18 protein-coding genes and 1 riboswitch are annotated in these 22886 nt (G+C 63.1%); of the genes, 12 read left to right on the top strand and 6 right to left on the bottom strand.

What is annotated here, in order from left to right; translation table 11 throughout:
- Nucleotides 1-119 precede the first annotated feature (119 nt).
- Nucleotides 120-2048 (top strand): ATP-dependent zinc metalloprotease FtsH, encoded by a 1929-nt coding sequence (ftsH, locus tag AC0L3L_RS18465; RefSeq protein WP_065011263.1) that lies wholly within the window; start codon nucleotides 120-122, stop codon nucleotides 2046-2048.
- Between the two features lie 226 nt (nucleotides 2049-2274).
- On the opposite strand, the gene AC0L3L_RS18460 is transcribed toward ftsH, so the two are convergent.
- Nucleotides 2275-2937 (bottom strand): hypothetical protein, encoded by a 663-nt coding sequence (locus AC0L3L_RS18460; protein WP_473638641.1) that lies wholly within the window; start codon nucleotides 2935-2937, stop codon nucleotides 2275-2277.
- 478 nt (nucleotides 2938-3415) lie between these two features.
- Between AC0L3L_RS18460 and glmM the strand changes: the two genes are divergently transcribed.
- The 5 genes from glmM (at nucleotide 3416) to serA (ending at nucleotide 9933) form a co-directional block, all read left to right on the top strand.
- Entirely contained in the window at nucleotides 3416-4768 is a 1353-nt protein-coding gene (glmM, locus tag AC0L3L_RS18455) for a phosphoglucosamine mutase (protein ID WP_473638640.1), read from the top strand.
- Between the two features lie 224 nt (nucleotides 4769-4992).
- Nucleotides 4993-5838 carry an outer membrane protein gene (locus AC0L3L_RS18450; RefSeq protein ID WP_473525660.1) on the top strand — a complete coding sequence of 282 codons (846 nt, stop codon included), beginning with the start codon at nucleotides 4993-4995 and terminating at the stop codon, nucleotides 5836-5838.
- A 190-nt stretch (nucleotides 5839-6028) separates the two neighbouring features.
- A complete protein-coding gene (locus AC0L3L_RS18445; protein WP_473486353.1) occupies nucleotides 6029-6778 on the top strand; it encodes an outer membrane protein in 750 nt (249 codons plus the stop codon).
- A gap of 201 nt (nucleotides 6779-6979) precedes the next feature.
- Nucleotides 6980-8155 carry a phosphoserine transaminase gene (locus tag AC0L3L_RS18440; protein ID WP_473525659.1) on the top strand — a complete coding sequence of 392 codons (1176 nt, stop codon included), beginning with the start codon at nucleotides 6980-6982 and terminating at the stop codon, nucleotides 8153-8155.
- A 179-nt stretch (nucleotides 8156-8334) separates the two neighbouring features.
- Nucleotides 8335-9933 (top strand): phosphoglycerate dehydrogenase, encoded by a 1599-nt coding sequence (gene serA / locus AC0L3L_RS18435; protein WP_123150140.1) that lies wholly within the window; start codon nucleotides 8335-8337, stop codon nucleotides 9931-9933.
- 113 nt (nucleotides 9934-10046) lie between these two features.
- On the opposite strand, the gene AC0L3L_RS18430 is transcribed toward serA, so the two are convergent.
- Entirely contained in the window at nucleotides 10047-10937 is an 891-nt protein-coding gene (locus tag AC0L3L_RS18430; RefSeq protein WP_473486355.1) for a DMT family transporter, read from the bottom strand.
- Between the two features lie 320 nt (nucleotides 10938-11257).
- Here AC0L3L_RS18430 and AC0L3L_RS18425 point away from each other — a divergent pair, with 320 nt between their 5' ends.
- Nucleotides 11258-12556: an adenylosuccinate synthase gene (locus AC0L3L_RS18425; RefSeq protein WP_473486356.1), complete on the top strand. Its 1299-nt coding sequence runs from the start codon at nucleotides 11258-11260 to the stop codon at nucleotides 12554-12556.
- A 73-nt stretch (nucleotides 12557-12629) separates the two neighbouring features.
- Nucleotides 12630-14312 (top strand): hypothetical protein, encoded by a 1683-nt coding sequence (locus AC0L3L_RS18420; RefSeq protein WP_473486357.1) that lies wholly within the window; start codon nucleotides 12630-12632, stop codon nucleotides 14310-14312.
- Nucleotides 14313-14339: 27 nt separating this feature from the next.
- On the opposite strand, the gene AC0L3L_RS18415 is transcribed toward AC0L3L_RS18420, so the two are convergent.
- From AC0L3L_RS18415 to AC0L3L_RS18400, 4 genes are read right to left on the bottom strand one after another with little or no spacing between them, the layout of a single operon-like run.
- A complete protein-coding gene (locus tag AC0L3L_RS18415; RefSeq protein WP_123150144.1) occupies nucleotides 14340-14639 on the bottom strand; it encodes a CcdB family protein in 300 nt (99 codons plus the stop codon).
- On the bottom strand, nucleotides 14639-14881 hold the full coding sequence (locus AC0L3L_RS18410) for a type II toxin-antitoxin system CcdA family antitoxin (RefSeq protein ID WP_473638639.1): 243 nt from the start codon (nucleotides 14879-14881) through the stop codon (nucleotides 14639-14641). Before AC0L3L_RS18410 ends, AC0L3L_RS18415 begins: the two co-directional genes overlap by 1 nt.
- Before the next feature lie 56 nt (nucleotides 14882-14937).
- Nucleotides 14938-16755, bottom strand: a complete 1818-nt coding sequence (locus AC0L3L_RS18405; RefSeq protein WP_473638638.1) for an ABC-F family ATP-binding cassette domain-containing protein — start codon at nucleotides 16753-16755, stop codon at nucleotides 14938-14940.
- 1 nt (nucleotide 16756) lies between these two features.
- Nucleotides 16757-17401, bottom strand: a complete 645-nt coding sequence (locus AC0L3L_RS18400; RefSeq protein WP_473486359.1) for a thiamine diphosphokinase — start codon at nucleotides 17399-17401, stop codon at nucleotides 16757-16759.
- A 102-nt stretch (nucleotides 17402-17503) separates the two neighbouring features.
- Nucleotides 17504-17618, top strand: a riboswitch (TPP riboswitch).
- A gap of 43 nt (nucleotides 17619-17661) precedes the next feature.
- Here AC0L3L_RS18400 and thiB point away from each other — a divergent pair.
- From thiB to AC0L3L_RS18380, 4 genes are all read left to right on the top strand, one after another.
- Nucleotides 17662-18675, top strand: a complete 1014-nt coding sequence (gene thiB, locus AC0L3L_RS18395; protein WP_473525657.1) for a thiamine ABC transporter substrate binding subunit — start codon at nucleotides 17662-17664, stop codon at nucleotides 18673-18675.
- A 93-nt stretch (nucleotides 18676-18768) separates the two neighbouring features.
- Nucleotides 18769-20388 (top strand): thiamine/thiamine pyrophosphate ABC transporter permease, encoded by a 1620-nt coding sequence (gene thiP, locus AC0L3L_RS18390; RefSeq protein WP_473638637.1) that lies wholly within the window; start codon nucleotides 18769-18771, stop codon nucleotides 20386-20388.
- Nucleotides 20388-21158 (top strand): thiamine ABC transporter ATP-binding protein, encoded by a 771-nt coding sequence (gene thiQ, locus AC0L3L_RS18385; protein WP_473638729.1) that lies wholly within the window; start codon nucleotides 20388-20390, stop codon nucleotides 21156-21158. The genes thiP and thiQ overlap by 1 nt, the downstream gene beginning before the upstream one ends.
- Before the next feature lie 299 nt (nucleotides 21159-21457).
- Complete coding sequence (locus tag AC0L3L_RS18380; RefSeq protein WP_473638728.1) at nucleotides 21458-22885, top strand: M48 family metalloprotease; 1428 nt, start codon at nucleotides 21458-21460, stop codon at nucleotides 22883-22885.
- The last annotated feature ends 1 nt before the right edge of the window (nucleotide 22886 follow it).

Below are 22886 nucleotides of genomic sequence, written 5' to 3'. Positions count from 1 at the left end.
GGGCGAAAGCTTAACCGCGACATGCTGTTCTGCTTGGCAAGGGAAGGCGCCATCCCTATGTTAGACCCAAGTTTCCTCTCACGACGCGTGTCCGCCAGCGGACGCCAACGGGACAATTGATGAATCCGAATTATCGCAATCTCGCGCTCTGGGCGATCATAGCGGTCCTGCTCATCGCTCTCTTTAATCTGTTCCAGACGCCGCAGACGCGCGGAGCAGCGAGCGATGTCCCCTATTCGCAGTTCCTGCAGGATGTCGCGGCTGGCCGGGTCAAGACGGTGACCATAGCGGGTGCCCGCATCTCGGGCACCTATACCGACACCTCTACCGGCTTCCAGACCTATTCGCCGGGTGATCCGTCGCTGGTTTCGAGACTCCAGGACAAGAACGTCACCATCAACGCGCGCCCCGAATCCGACGGTTCCAATTCGCTGTTTGGCTATCTCATCTCCTGGCTGCCGATGATCCTCATCCTTGGCGTCTGGATATTCTTCATGCGCCAGATGCAGTCCGGCTCCGGCCGCGCCATGGGCTTCGGCAAGTCGAAGGCCAAGCTTTTGACCGAAGCGCATGGCCGCGTCACCTTCCAGGACGTCGCCGGCGTCGACGAAGCCAAGCAAGATCTGGAAGAGATCGTCGAATTTTTGCGTGATCCGCAGAAGTTCCAGCGGCTTGGCGGCAAGATCCCGCGCGGTGTGCTGCTCGTTGGCCCTCCCGGAACCGGCAAGACGCTGCTTGCCCGTTCGGTCGCCGGTGAGGCCAACGTACCGTTCTTCACCATTTCCGGCTCGGACTTCGTCGAGATGTTCGTCGGCGTTGGCGCCAGCCGCGTCCGCGACATGTTCGACCAGGCCAAGAAGAATGCGCCCTGTATCATCTTCATCGACGAAATCGACGCGGTCGGCCGCCATCGCGGCGCCGGTCTCGGCGGCGGCAACGACGAACGCGAGCAGACACTGAACCAGTTGCTGGTCGAAATGGACGGCTTCGAATCCAACGAAAGCATCATCCTGATCGCCGCCACCAACCGGCCGGACGTGCTCGATCCGGCGCTGCTCAGGCCCGGCCGTTTCGACCGCCAGGTGGTGGTGCCGAATCCCGACATCGTCGGCCGCGAGAAGATCCTGAAGGTGCATGTGCGCAACGTGCCGCTGGCGCCCAATGTCGACCTCAAGGTGATCGCACGCGGAACGCCGGGCTTTTCCGGTGCCGACCTGATGAACCTCGTCAACGAATCCGCCCTGATGGCGGCGCGGCGCAACAAGCGCCTTGTCACCATGGCCGAGTTCGAGGACGCCAAGGACAAGATCATGATGGGCGCCGAGCGCCGCTCGTCGGCCATGACCCAGGCCGAGAAGGAACTCACCGCCTATCACGAGGCCGGCCACGCCATTCTGGCGCTGAACGTGCCGTCGGCCGATCCGCTGCACAAGGCGACCATCATCCCGCGTGGCCGGGCGCTTGGCATGGTCATGCAGCTGCCGGAAGGCGACCGCTATTCGATGAGCTACAAATACATGATCTCGCGCCTCGCCATCATGATGGGTGGCCGCGTCGCCGAGGAGTTCAAGTTCGGCAAGGAGAACATCACCTCGGGTGCCTCCTCGGACATCGAGCAGGCAACCAAGCTGGCACGCGCCATGGTCACGCGCTGGGGCTTCTCCGACAAGCTCGGCCATGTCGCCTATGGCGACAACCAGGAGGAAGTCTTCCTCGGCCATTCGGTGGCGCGCACGCAGAACGTCTCGGAAGAGACGGCGCAGATCATCGACGCCGAAGTGCGCCGGCTGATCGACGAGGCTTATTCGACGGCGAAATCCATCCTGACCAAGAAGAAGAAGGAATGGATCGCGCTGGCGCAGGGGCTTTTGGAATACGAGACGCTGTCCGGCGAGGAGATCAAGCAGCTGATCGCCGGCCACAAGCCCGCCCGCGATCTCGGCGACGACACGCCACCGAGCCGTGGCTCGGCCGTGCCGAAGTCCGGCAGCCGCCGCAAGAAGGGCCCGGAGCCCGAAGGCGGCATGGAGCCTCAGCCGTCAAGCTAGGCCCGCCCAAGAGGTTGATTTCGAAAACGCCGCGGTGTTGACCGCGGCGTTTTCCGTTCAGGAGGTGCCGTGATGAGGGCCGATCTCCCACGCAAGGGGGGAGATCGGCCGTCACTTCCGCTTTTACAAACCTTCAGCACTGCAGGCGCAATTTATCGCCGGCAGCAAAAAAGGCCCGCGAAGCTTGCGGCTCGCGGGCCTTGCTATCTTCGAATGTTGATGCCGATCAGCTCTTCAGCGCGGCATTGCAAAGGCTGTAGAAGCCGCCACCGTTCTGGATCCACTTGAGGCCACCCAGCGTCCCGGCATCCTTGTTGGCGTGGTACTGGTCGCGGCAGGTGTGCATGCGGGCCTTGGCCGGAGTTTCGCTGCTATACTTGGTGGAGATCGCCTTCGGAAACGTCACTCCCTGGGGAGCGATGCGGGTCGGCGTTTCCGGGTTGCTGGTGAGGCTTGCCTGATCGGCTGCCGGCACGGTGTCGTCGGAAGCACCGGCACCGCACTGGCTCATGCGGAAGTCGTTCCACTTCATGCCGTTCAGCGTGTTGCCGGTCTTGGCCGCCTGATATTTGGCGCTGCAATCCGCTCTCCTGAGGCCGTTGCCGGCGTTGACAGTTGCCGCTGCCTTGGTCGTCGCTGCAGCGGCCGCATCGATAGTTGCAGCGCTGGTGCTGTCCGCCTTGGCTGGCGTGGCATCGGCTGCGGCGGCCTCGGTGCCGCATTCTGCCTTGCGGAACTGGTTCCAGTTCTGGCCGCCAAGTGTTCCGGCGTCCTTTGCCGCGTTATACTTGGTGCTGCATTCGGCCATGGTCAGCGCATTGGCAGGCGCCGCCAGGAATAAAGTCACGACGGCAAGACCCGTCAAAGTGGCAAGTCGATGGATGAGCATGCGTCTTCTCCCTCATGTGTTCACGATATGTCCCATGCAAGCAATAGCACTCAACGACTGGTTGCGCCAGATGCTAAATAGCGCAAAAGCCGCCTGAAAGTGCATTATTTCCAAGAGAATGATGGAATCGCCGGCAGCTACTGTCCGCCAGATGCAATTTTTCCGGGCGTTTGCACGGAAAACGCGTATAGAGCGGCCACAGTCAGGAACGGCCTCACGACAGGTTGATCGGGTCGGCCGGTGCGGCGGACCTGATTGCCCGGACACTGACGACACACCAAAGAATGCAGATACGGTCTGAAGTTCCTGAAGGCTGCTGCCACAACCGGAGCAGGCAAACACACTAGCGTGACACAAAACACACAAACCAACAATTTTCTAAGGGTTGGCGACGTACAATAATGCATTGTGATGATAGGGCTCGGGCCAATTTGTGGCATGACGTGCCGGAAAAAGAACCATCGGGAAGCTGGCTAGCATGGCAGGAAGTTATTTCGGTACGGACGGCATTCGCGGGCGCGCCAACAGGTTTCCAATGACGGCGGAGGTCGCCATGAGGGTCGGCATGGCCGCCGGCCTTTCGTTCCAGCGCGGCAACCATCGCCACCGGGTCGTGCTCGGCAAGGATACCAGGCTTTCCGGCTACATGATCGAGAATGCGATGGTGTCGGGCCTGTGCGCCGCCGGCATGGACGTGTTCCTGCTCGGCCCGATTCCGACGCCCGCGGTCGCCATGCTGGTACGCTCGTTGCGCGCCGACATCGGCGTGATGATCTCGGCCTCGCACAATCCTTACTACGACAACGGCATCAAGCTGTTCGGCCCAGATGGCTACAAGCTCTCCGACGAGATCGAGGAGCGCATCGAGGGGATGCTCGACAAGGATATCGACCTGGCGCTCGCCGATTCGGACGGGCTCGGCCGCGCCAAGCGCGTCGACGGCGTTCATGACCGCTACATCGAATTCGCCAAGCGCACGCTGCCACGGTCGATGTCACTGTCGGGCCTCCGCATCGTCGTCGATTGCGCCAATGGCGCTGCCTACAAGGTGGCGCCCGAGGCGCTGTGGGAACTCGGCGCCGAGGTCGTCGCCATCAATGTCGAGCCCAACGGCTTCAACATCAACAAGGAGTGCGGCTCGACCCATCCGGCAGGCCTGCAGAGGAAGGTGCACGAAGTGCGCGCCGATATCGGCATCGCGCTCGACGGCGACGCCGACCGTGTCGTCATCGTCGACGAGAACGGCGCGATCGTTGATGGCGACCAGATCATGGCGCTGATCGCCGAGACCTGGCATCAGAGCGGACGGCTGGCCGGAGGCGGCGTCGTTTCGACGGTGATGTCCAATCTCGGCCTCGAACGCTTCCTCGGCGACATGAACCTGCAGTTGCACCGCACCAAGGTTGGCGACCGCTATGTCGTCGAGCACATGCGTGCGCACGGCCTGAATGTCGGCGGCGAACAGTCGGGCCACATCGTGCTGTCCGATTTTTCCACGACCGGCGACGGCCTCGTTTCGGCGCTCCAGGTGCTCGCCTGCATCAAGCGGCAGAACAGGCCGGTCAGCGAACTGTCGAAGAAGTTTGCGCCGGTGCCGCAGCTGCTGAAGAACGTCCATATTTCCGGCGGCAAGCCGCTCGAGGAAGCCCCGGTCAAGGCGGCGATCGAAGATGCACGCCACCGGCTGGGCAAGGCCGGGCGCCTGGTCATCCGGCCATCCGGCACGGAACCACTTATTCGCGTCATGGCGGAAGGCGATGACCAGCAATTGGTCGAGGCCGTCGTCAACGACATTGTCGGGGTCATTTCGGAAACGCGCAGCGCCGCCTGATCCTGCAGCTTTGCCAGTTCGAAAGCCCGCCTCCCGGCGGGCTTTTTTATTGGGTTGCATTCCAATTAATCCAGGGAAATGACGCGAAATCCTGAAAGATTTAGAGATTCATGGTTAAGCGATAAGGTTAAACGCCTTTTAACTTTTCCAATTCATTATCCACGACTGAAGCCAATCAGATTCGGACGCGTTCGCTGTGCCGAGGGTTCTCAGGGGTGACAAGCATGTTGAATACAGCAAGAACGGCCCTCTTTGCCGCGCTGCTCGCGGGCGCGGCCGGACCAGTGTTCGCCGCCGACTTCGTCGAGCCGCCCGTGGTCGAGCCGGCTCCGCCGCTGCCGGTCTACGAGCCGCCGGTCGAATATGGCGGCTGGTACATTCGCGGCGACATCGACTATCACTGGTCGGAGTTCCGCGGCGGCGACTACATCACTTATAGCGCGGCCCCGCCGCAGAATCCCGGCAGCTTCGACAGCGGCGAGTTGGACGGCGCCTTCTCGGCCGGCGCCGGCGTCGGTTACCAGATCAACCAGCATTTTCGCACCGATCTCACTCTGGACTGGATGAGCAAATCCGATTTCCGTGGCTCGACCAGCGGCTTCTGCGGCATTAATCAAACGCCCTGCACCTCGACCGACACCTCGTCCTATTCGGCGCTGCTGCTCCTGGCCAATGCCTACGTCGATATCGGCACCTGGCACGGCATCACGCCCTATGTCGGTGCCGGCATCGGCGGCGCCTGGGTCAAGTGGGATACGCTGCACAACAGCGATATCGACGGCGATTTCGAGCATCATGGCGGCAAGGACTGGCGTTTTGCCTATGCTGCCATGGCGGGCGCATCCTACTGCCTGACTGATCGCGTCAAGCTCGATGTCGGCTACCGCTTCAGTCATATCGAAGGCGGTAAGATGTTCGATTACGCTTCAGACAGCAATGTCGGTCCCGGCTATGACAAGGGCATCAATGTGCACGAAGTGCGCGGCGGCCTGCGCTATCAGTTCGGCAACTCGGACTGCGCCCAGCCGGTGCCGATCGCCTACGAACCCGAACCGGTCTACACCAAGTAATCACTTCGAGAGCAGGTTTGCAGACCGCCCGGCAAAAGCCGGGCGGTTTCCGTTTGTGTCGGGAAAGCGCATCAAAATCAATTCGCTAACGTCCTGTTATCCTTAACCGCCACTTAACCACTATGGTTAACAATGCTTCCTGAAACGGCGCTCGCGATCGCGAATGGCGCCACCTTCGGGAGCCGGGATCATGACAGTCAAATCGCGTATAGCGCTGGCGCTTGCAGCAATCGCCCTGATGCCGCTGTCTCAAGCGCTTGGCGCCGACTACGATCCGCCGATCTATGTCGACCAGGCGCCGGACTATGTGCCGGTCGAAGTCGGTTCGGGATGGTATCTGCGCGGCGATGTCGCCTATTTGCCGGAAAAGAGCTTCGAAGATGAGGATTTCGCCTTCACACCGGCGAGCTTCAGCGACAATGAGGATCCGATCTTTGCCAGCATCGGCTTCGGCTACCATTTCAACGACTATCTGCGTGCCGATCTCAATTTCGGCTATCTGCCCGGCAATAAGATCGGCGTCGGCTATGATGACGGAACGACCGTGGCATCAGCGTCCCTGAAGAACTACGCCTTCTCGGGCATGCTCAACGGCTATGTCGATCTTGGCACCTATGTCGGGATCACGCCCTATCTCGGCGCGGGTATCGGTGTCGTCCAGAGCAACCGCAAGCTTTCAGCGAGCTATTTCACCGACAACAATGACCCTACCGACGATTTCGTTCTGCAGGACGACAAGACCCAGTATTCCTTCGCTTACACGCTGAATGCAGGCCTTGCCTATCAAGTGTCCAAGAATTTTTCCGTAGATCTGGGCTATCAGTATTTTTCCGCGCCCGACGCCGAATATGCGACTGCCGAGAGCCTGACTTCCTATCCGATCGACAAAGGGATCAGCAATCATCAAGTCAAGCTCGGGTTGCGTTACGACCTCTGGTAGGAGCTGCGCACGCGACAATCTTGACGGCGGATCTTCGGGGCCGCCGTTCGTGTTTCGAGGCCATGACATTCTCATCACAGGTGATCAGTATCCCGTCAGCGACAAAAACTTTCCTCTTGACGCTGGAAGCCTGAACGCATATCGCCGTCCGTGGGCCACCCCTCCCCAACGAGGGGCCACTATCTGGAAGGATAGACCACGATGACGACGCATACGAAGCCCGGACCGCGTCCGGCAAATCCCAATTTTTCCTCAGGTCCCTGTGCAAAGCGTCCCGGCTGGTCGGTCGAGGCGCTGGCCAATGCCGCGCTCGGACGCTCGCACCGCGCCAAGATCGGCAAGACCAAGCTCGAACAGGCGATCGAGCTGACGCGAGAGGTCCTCCAGATTCCCGCAGATTACCGCATCGGCATCGTGCCGGCGTCGGACACCGGCGCGGTCGAGATGGCGCTGTGGTCGCTGCTCGGCGAACGCGGCGTCGACATGGTCGCCTGGGAGAGTTTCGGTTCCGGCTGGGTCACCGATGTGGTCAAGCAGCTGAAGCTCGCCGACGTGCGCAGGATCGAAGCCGGTTACGGCGCGCTGCCGGATCTGGCAAAAATCGACTTCAACCGCGATGTCGTCTTCACCTGGAACGGCACGACATCAGGCGTGCGTGTGCCGAACGGCGATTTCATCCCGGCCAGCCGCAAGGGCCTGACCATCTGCGATGCGACCTCGGCGGCCTTTGCTCAAAAGCTCGATTTCCAGAAGCTCGATGTCGTCACCTTCTCCTGGCAGAAGGTGCTCGGCGGCGAAGGGGCGCACGGCGTGCTGATCCTCAGCCCGCGCGCCGTCGAGCGGCTGGAAAGCTACAAGCCGGCCTGGCCGCTGCCGAAAATCTTCCGCCTCACCTCGGGCGGCAAGCTCATCGAAGGCATCTTCAAGGGCGAGACCATCAACACGCCGTCGATGCTGTGCGTCGAGGATTATCTCGACGCACTGCGTTGGGCGAAGTCGATCGGCGGCCTCGATGCGCTGATCGCCCGCGCCGACGCCAATGCCGCCGTTCTCGACGGCTTCGTCGGCAGATCCGCATGGCTCGGCCATCTGGCCACCGACCCGGCGACGCGGTCGAACACGTCCGTCTGTCTTTCCTTCACCGACCCGGATATCGCGGCACTCGACGCCGACGGACAGGCGGCCTTCGCCAAGGCAATTGTCTCGGATCTCGACAAGGAAGGCGTCGCCTACGACATCGGCGCCTATCGCGACGCGCCGCCCGGCCTGCGCGTCTGGTGCGGGGCGACGGTCGAGACTTCCGATCTCGAAGCGCTGCTGCCGTGGCTCGACTGGGCCTTTGCCGCACAAAAGGCGTCGCTCAAGGCGGCCGCCTGACCCCTCCCCCTTGAGGGGAGGGTGGCCCGAAGGGCCGGTGGGGTTGCCTCCACCAACTCAACGGTCCGCCATCCAGAAAGAAAAGATTTCGGCGGCGTCCGGCCGCAACGACCCACCCGGCGCTCGCGCCGACCCTCCCCTCAAAGGGGGAGGGGCGCCAATCGCAAAGGACCAAGCCAATGCCCCGCGTTCTCGTCTCAGACAAACTCTCCACCACTGCCGTGCAGATCTTTAGGGATCGCGGCATCGACGTCGACTACCTGCCCGACCTCGGCAAGGACAAGGAAAAGCTGCTCGAAGTGATCGGCCAGTATGACGGCCTCGCCATCCGTTCGGCGACGAAAGTCACCGAGAAGCTGATCAACGCCGCCACCAAATTGAAGGTGGTCGGCCGCGCCGGCATCGGCGTCGACAATGTCGACATCCCGGCGGCGAGCCGCAAGGGCATCATCGTGATGAACACGCCCTTCGGCAATTCGATCACCACCGCAGAGCATGCCGTCGCCATGATCTTCGCGCTGGCCCGCCAGATACCGGAAGCCAATGCCTCGACCCATGCCGGCAAGTGGGAAAAGAACCGCTTCATGGGCATCGAGATCACCAGCAAGACGCTGGGCATCATCGGCTGCGGCAACATCGGCTCGATCGTGGCCACGCGCGGCGTCGGCCTGAAGATGCATGTCATCGCCTTCGACCCTTTCCTGTCGGACAGCCGTGCCGAGGAACTCGGCGTCGAGAAGGTCGAACTCGACGAGCTGTTCGCCCGCGCCGATTTCATCACCCTGCACACGCCACTGACCGACAAGACGCGCAACATCATCGACGCTGCGGCGATCGCCAAAATGAAGACCGGCGTGCGCATCATCAACTGCGCTCGTGGAGGGCTGATCGTCGAGGCCGACCTGATCGCGGCACTGAAAAGCGGCAAGGTGGCAGGTGCCGGCATCGACGTGTTCGAGGTCGAACCGGCGGAGCAGAGCGAACTGTTCGGCATGGAGAATGTGGTGGCGACGCCGCACCTCGGTGCGTCGACGATGGAGGCGCAGGAGAATGTCGCCCTGCACGTCGCCGAGCAGATGGCCGACTATCTGATCAAGGGCGCCGTTTCCAACGCCATCAACATGCCGTCGATCACCGCCGAGGAGGCGCCGCGCCTAAAACCTTTCGTCAAGCTGGCCGAAGTGCTCGGCGCCTTTGTCGGCCAGGTCACAGAGGACCCGATCAAGGAGGTCGAGATCCTTTTCGACGGCTCGACCGCGACGATGAACACGCGCGCGCTGATCAGCGCCACCCTTGCCGGGCTGATCCGGCCGCAGGTCTCCGACGTCAACATGGTGTCGGCGCCGATCATGGTTAAGGAGCGCGGCATCATCGTCGCCGAGGTCAAGCGCGACAAATCCGGCGTGTTCGACGGCTATATCAAGCTCACGGTCAAGACCGAGCATAGGACGCGTTCGATCGCCGGCACCTGCTTTTCGGACGGCAAGCCGCGCTTCATCCAAATCAAAGGCATCAACCTAGACGCCGAGGTCGGCCAGCATATGCTCTACACGACGAATGCCGACGCGCCCGGTATCATCGGTCTGCTCGGCACGGTCTGCGGCGAGAACGGCGTCAACATCGCCAATTTCCAGCTCGGCCGCAACCGGCCTGGCGGCGATGCCATCGCGCTGCTCTATCTCGATGCTCCGTTTCCGGAAAACGTGCTGGAACAGGTGCGGGCGCACAAGTCGATCGACTCCGCCAAGCGGCTGCATTTCGATGTGGGCGGCGCCTGAAACATGCCCGCGCGCGCCCCGCGTGCTCTACAAGCACACGGGGCGTTTCGACAATAATGGCTGCGACGGGCTCTGGATTGCACCATTCTGATCCGATCCCGAACATTTGCCGGCTAAATCGCCAGCTTCCTTCCGCTGTATTCGGCGAGGCTGATGCCGCCGAGCACCAGCACGAGGGCCAGACCCTGATAGAGCTGGAATGTCTCACCGACGATCAGCACCGACAGCAGCGTACCGAAGATCGGCACCAGGTTGATGAACAGGCCGGCCCGGTTTGCGCCGATCAGTTCGTTGCCCCTGATATAGAAGATCTGCGAGACGACTGAGGCGCCGATCGCGGTGTAGAACGCTATCGCCCAGCCGCGCGCATCGGGGACGATGACCTTGCCGGCGGCCAATTCCCACAGGAAGAAAGGCAGCGAGGTGACAAGTGCGGCAATCGACAGCGCCAGCATCAGGCTTTGCCAGCGTATGGCCGGCTTCAGCCGCAGCCCGACCGAGTAGAAACTGTAACAAAGCACCGCGATCAGCATAATGGCGTCGCCGAAGTTGAGATCCAGCTTGAGAAGCTGGCGCAGATCGCCATGGCTGGCGGTCAGGGCGACACCGATGATCGTCAGCACGACGCCGGCGATCTGCACCTGGTTCACACGCAGGCGAAACAGCACGAAATTGGCTAGGATGATCACGATCGGGATCGCCGCCTGCTCGATCGAGACGTTGATCGCCGTCGTGTAATTGAGCGCCGTGTAGAAGATCGCGTTGAAGAAGGTGAAGCCGCAGGCGCCGAGCCCGCCAAGCAGCAACCAATGCCGGCGCACCACCGGCCAATCCTCGCGCAGCGCTCGCCAGCCGATCGGCAGCATGATCAGAACGGCCAGAACCCAGCGCAGGAAGACCAGCGTCATCGGCGAAATGTGGTCGACCGCCAGCTTGCCGGCCACGGAGTTGCCGCCCCACAGCAAGGTGGTGAACAGCAAGAACAGATAGGCGGTTCGATGCATCGCGAAATTCCAGCCGGGCGAGGGGCAGGCGGAGGGTCTATGCCGAGCTATTGTGGTGGTTCGCCCAAGTAAATGATGTCAAAGGCGAAAATTGTTGTGCCTGAGGGCGCTTTCGGCGGTAAAGAATGGTCGCGCTCGCCGGGTCTTGACGTTATAGAGCGACGTGCGTCCACTTGGACGGACAAAGTACGCGTCTCAAGGCTTGAATGTCCGCATCGTGCTTTCCGAAATCGATTCCGATTTTCGGGCCTATGCGATAGAAGCCTGTCGTTTCGAACCATTTCAAGCCGCTCCGAGCGGCGCCTCAAGGGAAAAGAAACATGGCCAACGTGGTGGTCGTCGGCTCGCAATGGGGCGACGAGGGCAAAGGCAAGATCGTTGACTGGCTATCGGAACGCGCTGACGTCGTCGTGCGCTTCCAGGGCGGCCACAATGCCGGCCATACGCTGGTCGTCGACGGCAGGGTCTACAAGCTGTCGCTGCTGCCGTCCGGCGTGGTGCGACAAGGCAAGCTGTCCATCATCGGCAATGGCGTCGTCTTCGACCCGCACGCCTTCGTCGCGGAAGTGGCGAAATTGAAGGCGCAAGGCGTCGAGGTGACGCCCGAGCGCCTGAAAATAGCCGAAAACACCGCGCTTATCCTGTCCTTGCACCGGGAGCTGGACGGATTCCGCGAAGACGCCGCCTCCAATTCCGGAACGAAGATCGGCACGACCCGTCGCGGCATCGGCCCCGCCTATGAGGACAAGGTGGGCCGGCGCGCGGTCAGGGTGATGGACTTGGCGGATTTGGAAACGCTGCCCTTGAAAGTCGACAGGCTGCTGACGCATCACAATGCGCTGCGTCGTGGGCTCGGCCACGCCGAGGTCACGCACGACGCCATCATGAGTGAGCTGATTTCGGTCGCCGACGAGATCCTGCCCTATATGGACCGCGTCTGGAAGATCCTCGACGACAAGCGCCGCGCCGGTGAACGCATCCTGTTCGAGGGCGCGCAAGGCACGCTGCTCGACATCGACCACGGCACTTATCCGTTCGTCACCTCGTCGAACACGGTCGCCGGTCAAGCGGCCGCCGGATCCGGTGTCGGTCCGGGCGCCATCGGTTATGTGCTCGGCATCACCAAGGCCTATACGACGCGTGTCGGCGAAGGTCCGTTCCCGACCGAACAGAAGAACGAGATCGGCGAGTTCCTGGGCACGCGCGGCCACGAGTTCGGCGTCGTCACCGGCCGCAAGCGCCGCTGCGGCTGGTTCGATGCCGTGCTGGTCCGCCAGGCCGTCGCCGTCAACGGCATCAAGGGCATCGCCCTGACCAAGCTCGATGTGCTCGACGGGCTGGACGAGATCAAGGTCTGCACCGGCTACCGCCTCGATGGCGAGGCGATCGATTATCTGCCGGCCAGCCAAGGTGCGCAGGCGCGCGTCGAACCGGTCTACGAGACGCTGGAGGGCTGGAAAGGCACCACCGCGGGCGCCAGAAGCTGGAACGATCTGCCAGCCCAGGCAGTCAAATATGTCCGTCACATCGAGGAGCTGATCGGCGCGCCGGTCGCACTCCTTTCCACCAGCCCTGAACGGGACGACACAATACTTGTGACCGATCCGTTTCAAGACTAGATTCTCAGCCGTTCCGGGCATCGCGGCCGATTTGCGGGGCCGGCCCAGAAACGAAATGCAGGTCGACTGAAGCATGGCAGATTTTGTTGGTGCTCTGAAAAAGACGCTCAATGGTCTCGGCGAGCCGTCGCCGGAGGTACGCGCGAGGGTCTATGACAAGGCCCGTTCAACGATCGCGGACAAGCTGGCCAAGATCACACCGCCGCTGGCGCCTTCGGTCGTTGCCCAGCATAAGCGCACCCTGGAAGACGCCATCGCCAGCGTCGAGCGGGATTATACCAGGAGCGTGCCGGCATCCGATCCGCTGTCGGAGCTGGAAGACATCTTCTCCTCCATCGACCGCAACAAGAACCAACCCAGCCATGTTCGGCAGCCGGCAAAGACCGAGCCGGCATGGCAGCCGGCAGAGACTGAGCCGGCATGGCAGCCGGTAAAGACTGAGCCGGCAAGGCAGCCGGCGCCTGCCGCCAAAGCCGCGCCGAATTGGCAAAAACCGCCATCCGTTGCTTCTCCTCCAGAGCACACCGATGCGGTGCCTTCGGTCGCGGATCTTCCAGCGGAGGACGAGAAGAGCGATACCTTTAGAGACGATGTCTTTCCCAACGACGAGGAGCCGGCGCCGGACACCTTTCAGCGTCTGCGTCCTGCCGAGCGGAGGCGCAGCTCTGGCGGGCTGATCGCCGCTGTCGTCGCTTTGCTCGTCGTCGCCGGCGGCGGCTATGGCATCTGGCTGAACAAGGACGCGTTCAGCAATATGCTAGGTCTCAACAGCACGACGGTCGCAACCATAGAGCCGCTAGTGAAGCCGACCCCGGCCGAGCCGGCTACCGATGCCGCGGCAAGGCCTCCGGCAGCTGCGGCTCCAACGGATGCCGAGGGCACAAAGTTCACCCAGCGGCTGACGCCCGAGGGCGGTGAGGTCGATCCCGGCCCCGCTCCAGGACAAAGCGGTATCGGAGAGGGCGAATCCGTCGCAGCACTGACCACGCCGCCGCCGGCTGCACCTGCGCCTGCCGCGCCGGCCGGCGATACGCCAGCCACGACTGCGCCCGCCACGCCGGGTGCTGCCCCCGCAACGCCGCCTGCCGATGGCGCCACGCCGGCGCCGGCGGCGCCGACCGATAGCGCAGCCGCCCCGGCAGCGCCGGCCCCCGGTGCTGCGCCGGCCGCGCCGACAGCCGCGCCTGCGGAAACCGCGCTGGCGGTCGGCCAAAAGGCGATCTTCTACGAGGAGCGCACCAGCACCGCCCAAGGCTCGGCCGAGCCCGGCAGCATCGTCTGGTCGCTGGTACAGGAATCGCCCGGCGGCAATCTGCCGCCCGAGCCGGCAATCCGCGCCGAGGCGAGCATTCCGGGTAAGGACGTGCAGCTGCGCATGACCATCCGCCGCAACACCGACCAAACGCTGCCGGCCAGCCACATCATCGAGATGATTTTCCTGACGCCCGATGGTTTCGACGGCGGCGGCGTCGACAATATCCTGCGCGTCGCCATGAAGGGCTCTGAACAGGATGCCGGCAGCCCGCTGATCGGCATCCCGGCGAAAATCGCGGACGGCTTCTTCCTGGTCGCTCTCAACGACACCAAGGCGGACGAAGACGCCAATCTGACCCTGCTCCGGGGCCAGAAATGGATCGACGTACCGGTCGTCTACAAGACCGGACGGCGGGCGCTGCTCACCATGGAAAAGGGCATTCCCGGCGAGAAGGTGTTCGACGAGGCGCTGAAGGCCTGGCAAACAAAAGAGGCGGGCTGAGGCCGGGGCTCACCAGCCTCAACCCTCTCAGAAGCCCTGGAATAGCATGTCGAGCGCGGCCACGATGTCGTCGTGGCGGCTGGAAAGATTTCCTTCGGCGGCACGCAATTCAGAAGCCATCAAGGCTGACATGAATTGAGTGACCATGACATGGTCACTGCCGTTGATCGTGAAGGTGGGGTTTAGCCGGCGCCCCGGCACCGGGGCCATGTTGGGCGGCATCAACGGGATAACAATCCTTGTGTTTAGACCTTCAAGAAGATCAGCCTGAACGTCGAGCAGATAGCCGTCGCCTTCAGCTCTCCGGTAGAAATCGTAACGCGCCATCAAAACGGCCGGTACTTGGCCAGTGGCAGTCTGTTGCGCCTGACATAGTCGTTAGAGCTCTCGATCGCCTCCCTGTTTTCCTCCTGCCACCGGCGCGTTTTTTCGGCTGAAATCGCCTTGGCGATACCCTCCTCGGCGGCGCGAGATATATTAATACCGAGCGCCTTGGCGTCCTCGATCAATCTGGAGTCGATCGAGGTATTGACCGATTTTCGTTGGGCTTTTGGAGTCGACTGAAGCATGGAGCAGCTCCCATTTATGCGCATAAGATAGGCGCATAAAAGCACGCATGCAATGCCTACCCCTCCATCTCCTCGCGCAACATTTCAAGTTCCAGCCATTCCTCCTCGAGCGCTGCCAGCGTGGCGCGCTCCTTGTCGAGGGCGGCGATGGTCTTCTGGAACGAGGCCGGATCGCGCTCGTAATAGGCTGGGTCGGCGATGTTGTTCTCCAGCCGTGAGATCGAGGCGTTCACCGCCTCGATCTTCTTCGGCAGCGATTCCAGCGCGAATTTTTGTTTGAACGACAGTTTTTTTGAGCCCTTCGGCGCGGGTGCTTCGCTCCTGCCTGCCGCCACCACTTCGCTGGTCTCGGCCTTTGGCCGTGCCTTGCGGTCGTCCAGCCTGGTGCCGCCGCGCTGCGCCAGCATGTCGGAATAGCCGCCGGCATATTCGATCCAGCGGCCGCCGCCGTCCGGCGCGATCAGGCTGGTCACGGTGCGGTCGAGGAAATCGCGGTCGTGGCTGACCAGGATCACCGTACCGGCAAAACCGGCGACCAGTTCCTGCAGCAATTCCAGCGTCTCCATGTCGAGGTCGTTGGTCGGCTCATCGAGCACCAGCAGGTTCGCCGGCCGCGCCAACACGCGGGCGAGCAGCAGCCGCGCCCGCTCGCCGCCCGAAAGCTCGCGCACCGGCGTGCGCGCCTGTTCCGGTTTGAACAGGAAATCCTTCATGTAGGAGACGACGTGGCGCTGCTCGCCATTGATGACGAGGTTCTCGCCGCGCCCGTCGGTGAGGTATTGCGCCAGTGTCTCTTGCGGATCGACCGCGTCGCGTTTCTGGTCGAGCGTGGCGATCTCCAGATTGGTGCCGAGCCGCACCGTGCCTGAGTCCGGCTTCAATTCGCAGGTCAGCATCTTCAGCAGTGTCGTCTTGCCGGCACCGTTCGGGCCGACCAGGCCGACGCGGTCGCCGCGCTGGATGCGGGTCGAGAAGCCCTTGACCACAGTGAGGTCGCCAAACCTCTTCTCGATGGTCTTGGCCTCGATCACCAGCTTGCCGGATTCGGCGGCGTCGCTGGCCACCATGGTCGCCGCACCCTCGGCGCCGCGATGGCCACGAAAGCGCTGGCGCATGGTCTGCAGTTCGCCGAGCCGGCGCATGTTGCGCTTGCGCCTTGCAGTCACGCCGTAGCGCAGCCAGTGCTCCTCGCGCACGATCTGGCGGCCAAGCTTGTGCTGCTCGCGTTCTTCTTCTTCCAGAACGGTGTCGCGCCATTCCTCGAAATGGCCAAAGCCCTTGTCCAGCCTGCGGGTCTGGCCGCGATCGAGCCAGACGGTGGCGCGCGACACGCGCTCGAGGAAGCGGCGGTCATGCGAGATGACGATCAGCGCCGAAGAGGTGCGGGCAAGCTCCTCCTCCAGCCATTCGATGACCGACAGGTCGAGATGGTTGGTCGGCTCATCGAGGAGGAGAATGTCGGGCTCCGGCGCCATGACGCGGGCAAGGGCGGCACGGCGCGCCTCGCCGCCGGAGAGATCGTTCGGCCGCTCGTCGCCGGACAGGCCGAGATGCTCCATCAGATAGGTGGCGCGGTAGGGATCGTCGGCGGGTCCGAGCCCCGCCTCGACATAGGCGCGGACGCTGGCGAAACCATCCAAGTCGGGCATTTGCGGCAGGTAGCGCACTGTCGCCGAGGGCTGGCGGAACACCTCGCCGTCCTGCGGCTCTATCAATCCCGCAGCGATCTTGAGCAACGTCGATTTGCCCGAGCCGTTGCGGCCGACCAAAGCGATCTTGTCGCCCGCCGACGCCGTCAGTTCCGCCCCGTCGAGCAGCGGCGTGCCACCGAAGGTCAGTTTTATGCCGTCGAGATTGAGAAGTGGCGGCGCCATGTCAGCTTCCAGGTAAGGGGAATGGGTGGGCGAGCAACAGCGCGCGGCCACTGCTCAGCGCAATTTCCAGCCGGCCCTTGACCTCGTTGGAAATGGTCAGCGACGAACCGAACGCCATCTCGATATGGTTCAGCGGCCATTTGGCGCCGGTCACGGTCAGGCCGGTAAGGTCGGAAAAGCCGAGAATCGAAAACAGCGTGCCATCGGCGTAGTCGAAGCCGGCCTTTCCGCGAAGCAAGGGAGTGCCTTCCTGTGCGCCGCTGGTCAAAAGCACCTCCGTCCCTGCCTCGGCCAGTCGGACACTGAGCGCCAGGTGCAGGAAGGCGTGGTCGGTGCGCTTGCCGCCGAACGCGCCGGCGAGCACGAGACTGGTCGCGCCGCGTTCGAGCGCGGCGGCGATAGCCAGTTCGCCGTCGGTCTTGTCCTTTTCTGCCGGAAACACCTGGCGGGCCACGGCGGCCAGCTCGTCCGGCAAGTCCGCCGGCACCGAATCGAAGTCGCCGACCCAGAGTTCCGGCGTCAGGTTCAGCGTCCGGGCATGGCTCATGCCGGCGTCGGCGGCGATGACACGGGAGCCTTCGACCTGGCGGTCGAGCAGCGGCGTGCGGATTAGATCGCCGCCAAGCAGGATGGTGAATTTGCTCATATGCGTGGCCCTTACCAGCCCTGCTTGCCAAACGGAAGGCCGCGTTCCAGATGCCCGGCAAACTTCCGCTTGCGCCGCAACCAGGCTGGGCCTATGTGTCGAAACGCTCTAACGGGGTGCTGGACGCGATCTTCGCGAACCAGCTGAGAGGCGACCATGCCAACCCGCTGAACCTGATCCGGTTTGTACCGGCGGAGGGATTAGACGTTTCGGACAGCCCGACGCCTCAATTCCTTTCAACGCGAACGAAGGAGGCGCCGATGCGCACGTTTTTATACACTCTAGTTTCGGCAGTGCTGCTTGCGGCGACTGTTCCCGCCGGCATCGGGCCGGCATCCGCGCAGGAAAAACTCACCGTCTATACCTATGAGAGCTTCACCGCCGACTGGGGTCCAGGCCCCGCGGTGAAGAAGGCCTTCGAGGCCGAATGCGGCTGTACTCTCGAATTCGTCGCGGTCGCCGACGGCGTCGCCCTGCTCAACCGCGTCAAGCTGGAAGGGGCCGCGACCAAGGCCGACATCGTGCTCGGCCTCGACACCAATCTGACTGCGGAAGCCAAGGCCACCGGCCTGTTTTCGCCGCATGGTGCCGTCATCGATGTCAATGTGCCGGGCGGCTGGAGCGACGATGTTTTCGTGCCGTTCGACTATGGCTATTTCGCCGTCGTCTACGACACCGAAAAGCTGAAGACGCCGCCGAAGAGCCTGAAGGAATTGGTCGAGGGCAATGCCGATGAGAAGATCGTCATCCAGGATCCGCGCACCTCGACGCCCGGTCTCGGCTTGTTGTTGTGGGTGAGGTCGGTTTATGGCGACAAGGCGCCGGAAGCCTGGGCCAAGCTTAGGGCAAAGGTGCTCACCGTGACGCCGGGCTGGAGCGAGGCCTATGGCCTGTTCACCAAGGGCGAGGCGCCGATGGTGCTGTCCTATACCACGTCGCCGGCCTATCACATGGTCGCCGAAAACACCGAACGCTATCAGGCGGCGTCCTTCGAGGAGGGCGCGTATCTGCAGATCGAGGTTGCCGGCATCACCACGTCAGGCGCGAAGAACCCATTGGCGAAACAGTTCCTGACTTTCATGACCGGACCGAAATTCCAGGATGTCATTCCCGAGACCAACTGGATGTTCCCGGCCGGCAAGACCGAGAAGCCGCTCAATCCGGCTTTCGACAAGCTCGTCAAGCCGACCAAGACTTTGCTTTTCAGCCCGGAAGAGGTCGCCGCCAATCGCAAGGCCTGGGTCGACGAATGGCTGTCGGTGATGAGCAAGTAGCTTGTGATTGAAAGATGATTACTCTACGGCGCCCGGGAACTCGACCTCAGCCATATTTTCTGCTTCGACGATCGTTGAACTAGGCAGGGCGGCATGCATACCGGATATCCTGCCGATCCCCGCGTCACCGCCGGCACCATCGCGCTTGCCGCTGTTGCGCTGCTGGTCGGCGGAGCGTTCGCCGGGCTCATCGTCGAAGGCGCCCGCGACCCGTCCGGCGCCGCGTCGACCTTCGATTCCTACCTCTTCCGGGTCGCCCGTTTCACGCTGTTGCAGGCTTTGCTGTCGACACTGCTTTCCGTCGTGCCGGCGCTGTTCGTTGCGCGGGCGCTGTCGCGGCATCCGCGCTTCTTTGGTCGCGGCCTGATCCTGCAGCTCTTCGCCGTGCCGCTTGCGCTGCCGGCCATCGTCGCCGCACTCGGCATTCTGGCTCTCTATGGCCGTGCCGGCTATTTCGCCGGCGTGCTCACCGCGATTGGCGGTCTGGGCTGGCCGGGCATATACGGCCTGTCCGGCATCCTCATCGCCCATGTCTTCTTCAATCTGCCGCTGGCCACGCGGCTGTTCCTTGAAGCGCTGACGACAGTGCCGGCCGACCAGTGGCGGTTGGCGAGCCAGCTCGGCATGGGCGCCAGATCCGCCTTCCGGCTGATTGAATGGCCGACGCTGCGTGCGGCGCTGCCGGGCGTCGCTGGGCTTGTCTTCATGCTCTGCATCACATCCTTTACCATCGTGCTCACGCTGGGCGGCGGGCCGCGTGCGACGACATTGGAGGTCGCCATCTACCAGGCACTGCGTTTCGATTTCGATCCTGCCCGCGCGGTGACGCTGACACTGCTGCAGATCGCGCTGACCTTCGTCGTTGTGCTGGCATTGATGCGGCTTGGCGCCAACATCGTCGGCGACGCCAACCTGCCGGTGGCATCGCGCCGCTATCTTTCGGCCGGCCCGGCCGAGACCGTGCTGAATACAGCATTGATCGCTCTCGCATTGCTGTTCGTCGCCGGGCCGATGGCTGCCATGGTGACGTCAGGCCTTGGCGCCGATCTCGGCCGGCTGGCGGGCGAGATCGCGGTGCGGCAGGCGACGCTGACCAGCGCCGTGCTCGCCCTGCTGGCGGCGCTGCTTTCAGTGGCGCTGTCGCTGTCGCTCGTCATGGCACGACGGGCGCTGGCCTTGAGGCGTCGCGTCGGCGCCAGGACGCTGCTCGAATACGCCACCGATACCGGCGCCGGCTTCGTCCTCGTCGTGCCGCCCATCGTCATCGGCGCCGGCTGGTTCCTGCTCCTGCGTGCTGTCAGCGACGTCTTTGCCATCGCCCCTGTCATGGTCGTCACCGTCAATGCGGTAATGGCGATGCCGTTTGCCATCCGCGCCATTCGCCCCGGCTATGATGCGGCGAGCGAACGCCACGAACGGCTCTGTTTGCTGCTTGGCATTTCGGGCTGGAACCGGTTCCGGCTGGTCGACTGGCCGTCGCTGCGGCGGCCGCTCGCCACCGGTTTCGCGTTCGCCATGGCTTTGTCGCTCGGCGATCTCGGCGTCATTGCCCTGTTCGGCAGCGACTCCCTGCAGACACTGCCTTACCTCTTGCTGGCGCGCATGGGCAGCTACCGCACGATGGACGCGGCAGGCCTGGCGTTGCTGCTCGGCCTGGTTTGTCTTGCGCTTGTCCTGGCCGCTGACTGGCTGGGGCAGGGAGAAAAATCATGATGCTCAACAGCGCGGAAAGCGGTACGGCCGTGCGGCTGGAAAAGGTCTCGTTCAGCTATCGCGAAGCGCCGTTTTTATTCGATGTCGAGTTCGCCGCCTCGAAGATCACCGCCATCATGGGGCCGAGCGGTTCGGGAAAATCGACGCTGCTCAATCTGGTGGCCGGCTTCGAGACGCCGCGATCGGGCCGCGTGCTGATCGGCGGCGCCGATGTCGGCGCCAAACCGCCGTCGGCGCGGCCAGTGTCGATGGTGCTCCAGGAAAACAATCTCTTTGCCCATCTTTCGGTCGAACGAAATGTCGGCCTTGGCCGCTCGCCGTCGCTCAGGCTGGCCGAGGGCGACCACGCTGCAATCGCCGGGGCGCTCAAGCGCGTCGGCCTTGCCGGCAAGCAACAGCGCCTGCCGCGCGAACTCTCCGGTGGCGAGCGGCAGCGCGTCGCGCTCGCCCGCGTCCTGGTGCGCGACCGGCCGGTGCTCTTGCTCGACGAACCGTTCGCCTCGCTCGGACCGGCCTTGCGCGACGACATGCTCGATCTGGTAGCCGGCGTCCATGCGGAGCGGCGCATGACGGTGCTGTTCGTCACGCATCAGCCGGAGGATGCCCACCGTATCGGCCAGGACATGGTGTTCCTGGACAATGGCACGGTTGCCGCAACCGGGACTGTCGCCGATTTTTTTACCAAGGCTGGACCGGAGGCCTTCCGACGCTATATCGGTGCAGGTCCGTTTGGCGCGGGATCACGAGATGTTGCCCGGAAGCGGACATAATTTACGGCCAAACCGGCTTCAGGCGATGTGGTGCTTGCTTGCCATGGTCAAAGTAGTGTGACTAGGTCCTCCGATACTGGTCCGGCATAGGTTGTGATTTGCCACTACGGTGTGCCATGCGTGCTCATGGCCGCGAAGGACGCTGTGGCAGTTGATTGTGCGCATGATCCTTTCTGAAAATCGATGCCCGATTTTCGGGGCCATGTGCTGAGACCCGAAAGGAAGCTGTTCTGCCGACCGGCACCGACAGAGTGAGAAGGAAACCGCTGGCGCGCTTCCTCGCGCTGGCCGGCTTTGCCATGGCGCTGGCAAGCTGCCAGATGTTCACGCCGCCGGACGTTCAGGAATCCGGCTTCCAACCTTCCAGCAAACCGATCACGGTCGACAATGTCGCCGCCAACAGCAAGCTCGCCGAAATGGCGAAGGCGCAGCATCCGCGCATCCTGGCCACTTATGGCGGCGAGTATTCCGATCCCAAGCTCGAGCGCATGGTCGCCAAGGTCGTCGGCAGCCTGACCGTGGTGTCGGCCAACCCGAGCCAGACCTACCGCATCACCATCCTTAATTCGCCCAACGTCAATGCTTTCGCGCTGCCGGGCGGCTATCTCTACATCACGCGCGGCCTGTTGGCGCTGGCCAACGATTCGGCCGAGCTCGCCGCGGTCATCGCGCATGAGATGGGCCACGTCACTGCAAACCACGGCTTGCAGCGCCAGCAGCTCGAGGCTGAGGAGGGGTTTGCAACCAAGGTCGTCTCCGACGTGCTCGGCGACAGCCCGACCGCCAAGGCGGCACTGATCCGCGGCAAGCTGCGGCTTGCCCAGTTCTCGCGCAATCAGGAGCTTGAGGCCGATGGCATCGGCATCAAGTCGATCGGCGAGGCGGGCTTCGATCCCTTTGCCGCCGGCCGCTTCCTGCAGTCGATGTCGGCCTACACCGATTTCCGCTCGATCAGCGGCGCCACCGACGCCAGCCTCGACTTCCTGGCGACGCATCCTAACACGCCGCAGCGCATCGATCTGGCGCAGCGTCATGCCCGCCAGTTCGGCGCGCCCGGCGTCGGCACGCGCGACCGCGACGCCTTCCTCGCCGGCATAGACGGCCTGCTCTACGGCGACACGCCGGAGGAGGGCTATGTGCGTGGCGAAACCTTCCTGCATCCAGGGCTCGGCGTGTCGTTCTCGGTGCCCGACGGCTTCATCATCGACAACTCGGCCGCGGCGGTGACGGCAACCGGGCCAGGCGACATAGCGATTCGCTTCGATGGCGTTTCGATCGACAAGAGCCGCTCGCTGACCGACTACATCCGCAGCGGCTGGGTGGCCGGTCTCGACGAAAGCAGCGTGCGCCAGGAAACGATCAATGGCAACGACGCGGCGACGGCGCATGCCAGTGCCGAGGGCTGGCAGTTCGACATCGCGGTGATCCGCGCCGGTGGCCAGGTCTACCGGCTGCTGACGGCTGCCCCTTCCGCCAGCGCCTCGCTGGATGCCGTGGCGCGCTCGGTCAGCGGTTCCTTCCGTATCTTGAGCGCGGCCGAGAAAGCGGCGCTGAAGCCGCTGCATATCCGCGTTGTCACGGTGCGGCCCGGACAGACCATGGGTTCGCTCGCCGCGCAGATGGTCGGCGTCGACCGCAAGCTCGACCTGTTCAGGGTGCTCAATGCGATGTCGCCCGGTGCAGCCGTTTCGGCCGGCGACAAGGTCAAGATCATCACCGACAAATAAG

It is taken from the genome of Mesorhizobium sp. WSM4849 (assembly GCF_055811385.1).
The sequence above is the reverse complement of the archived record's forward strand: the minus strand, read 5'-3'. Positions and strand labels throughout refer to the sequence as shown.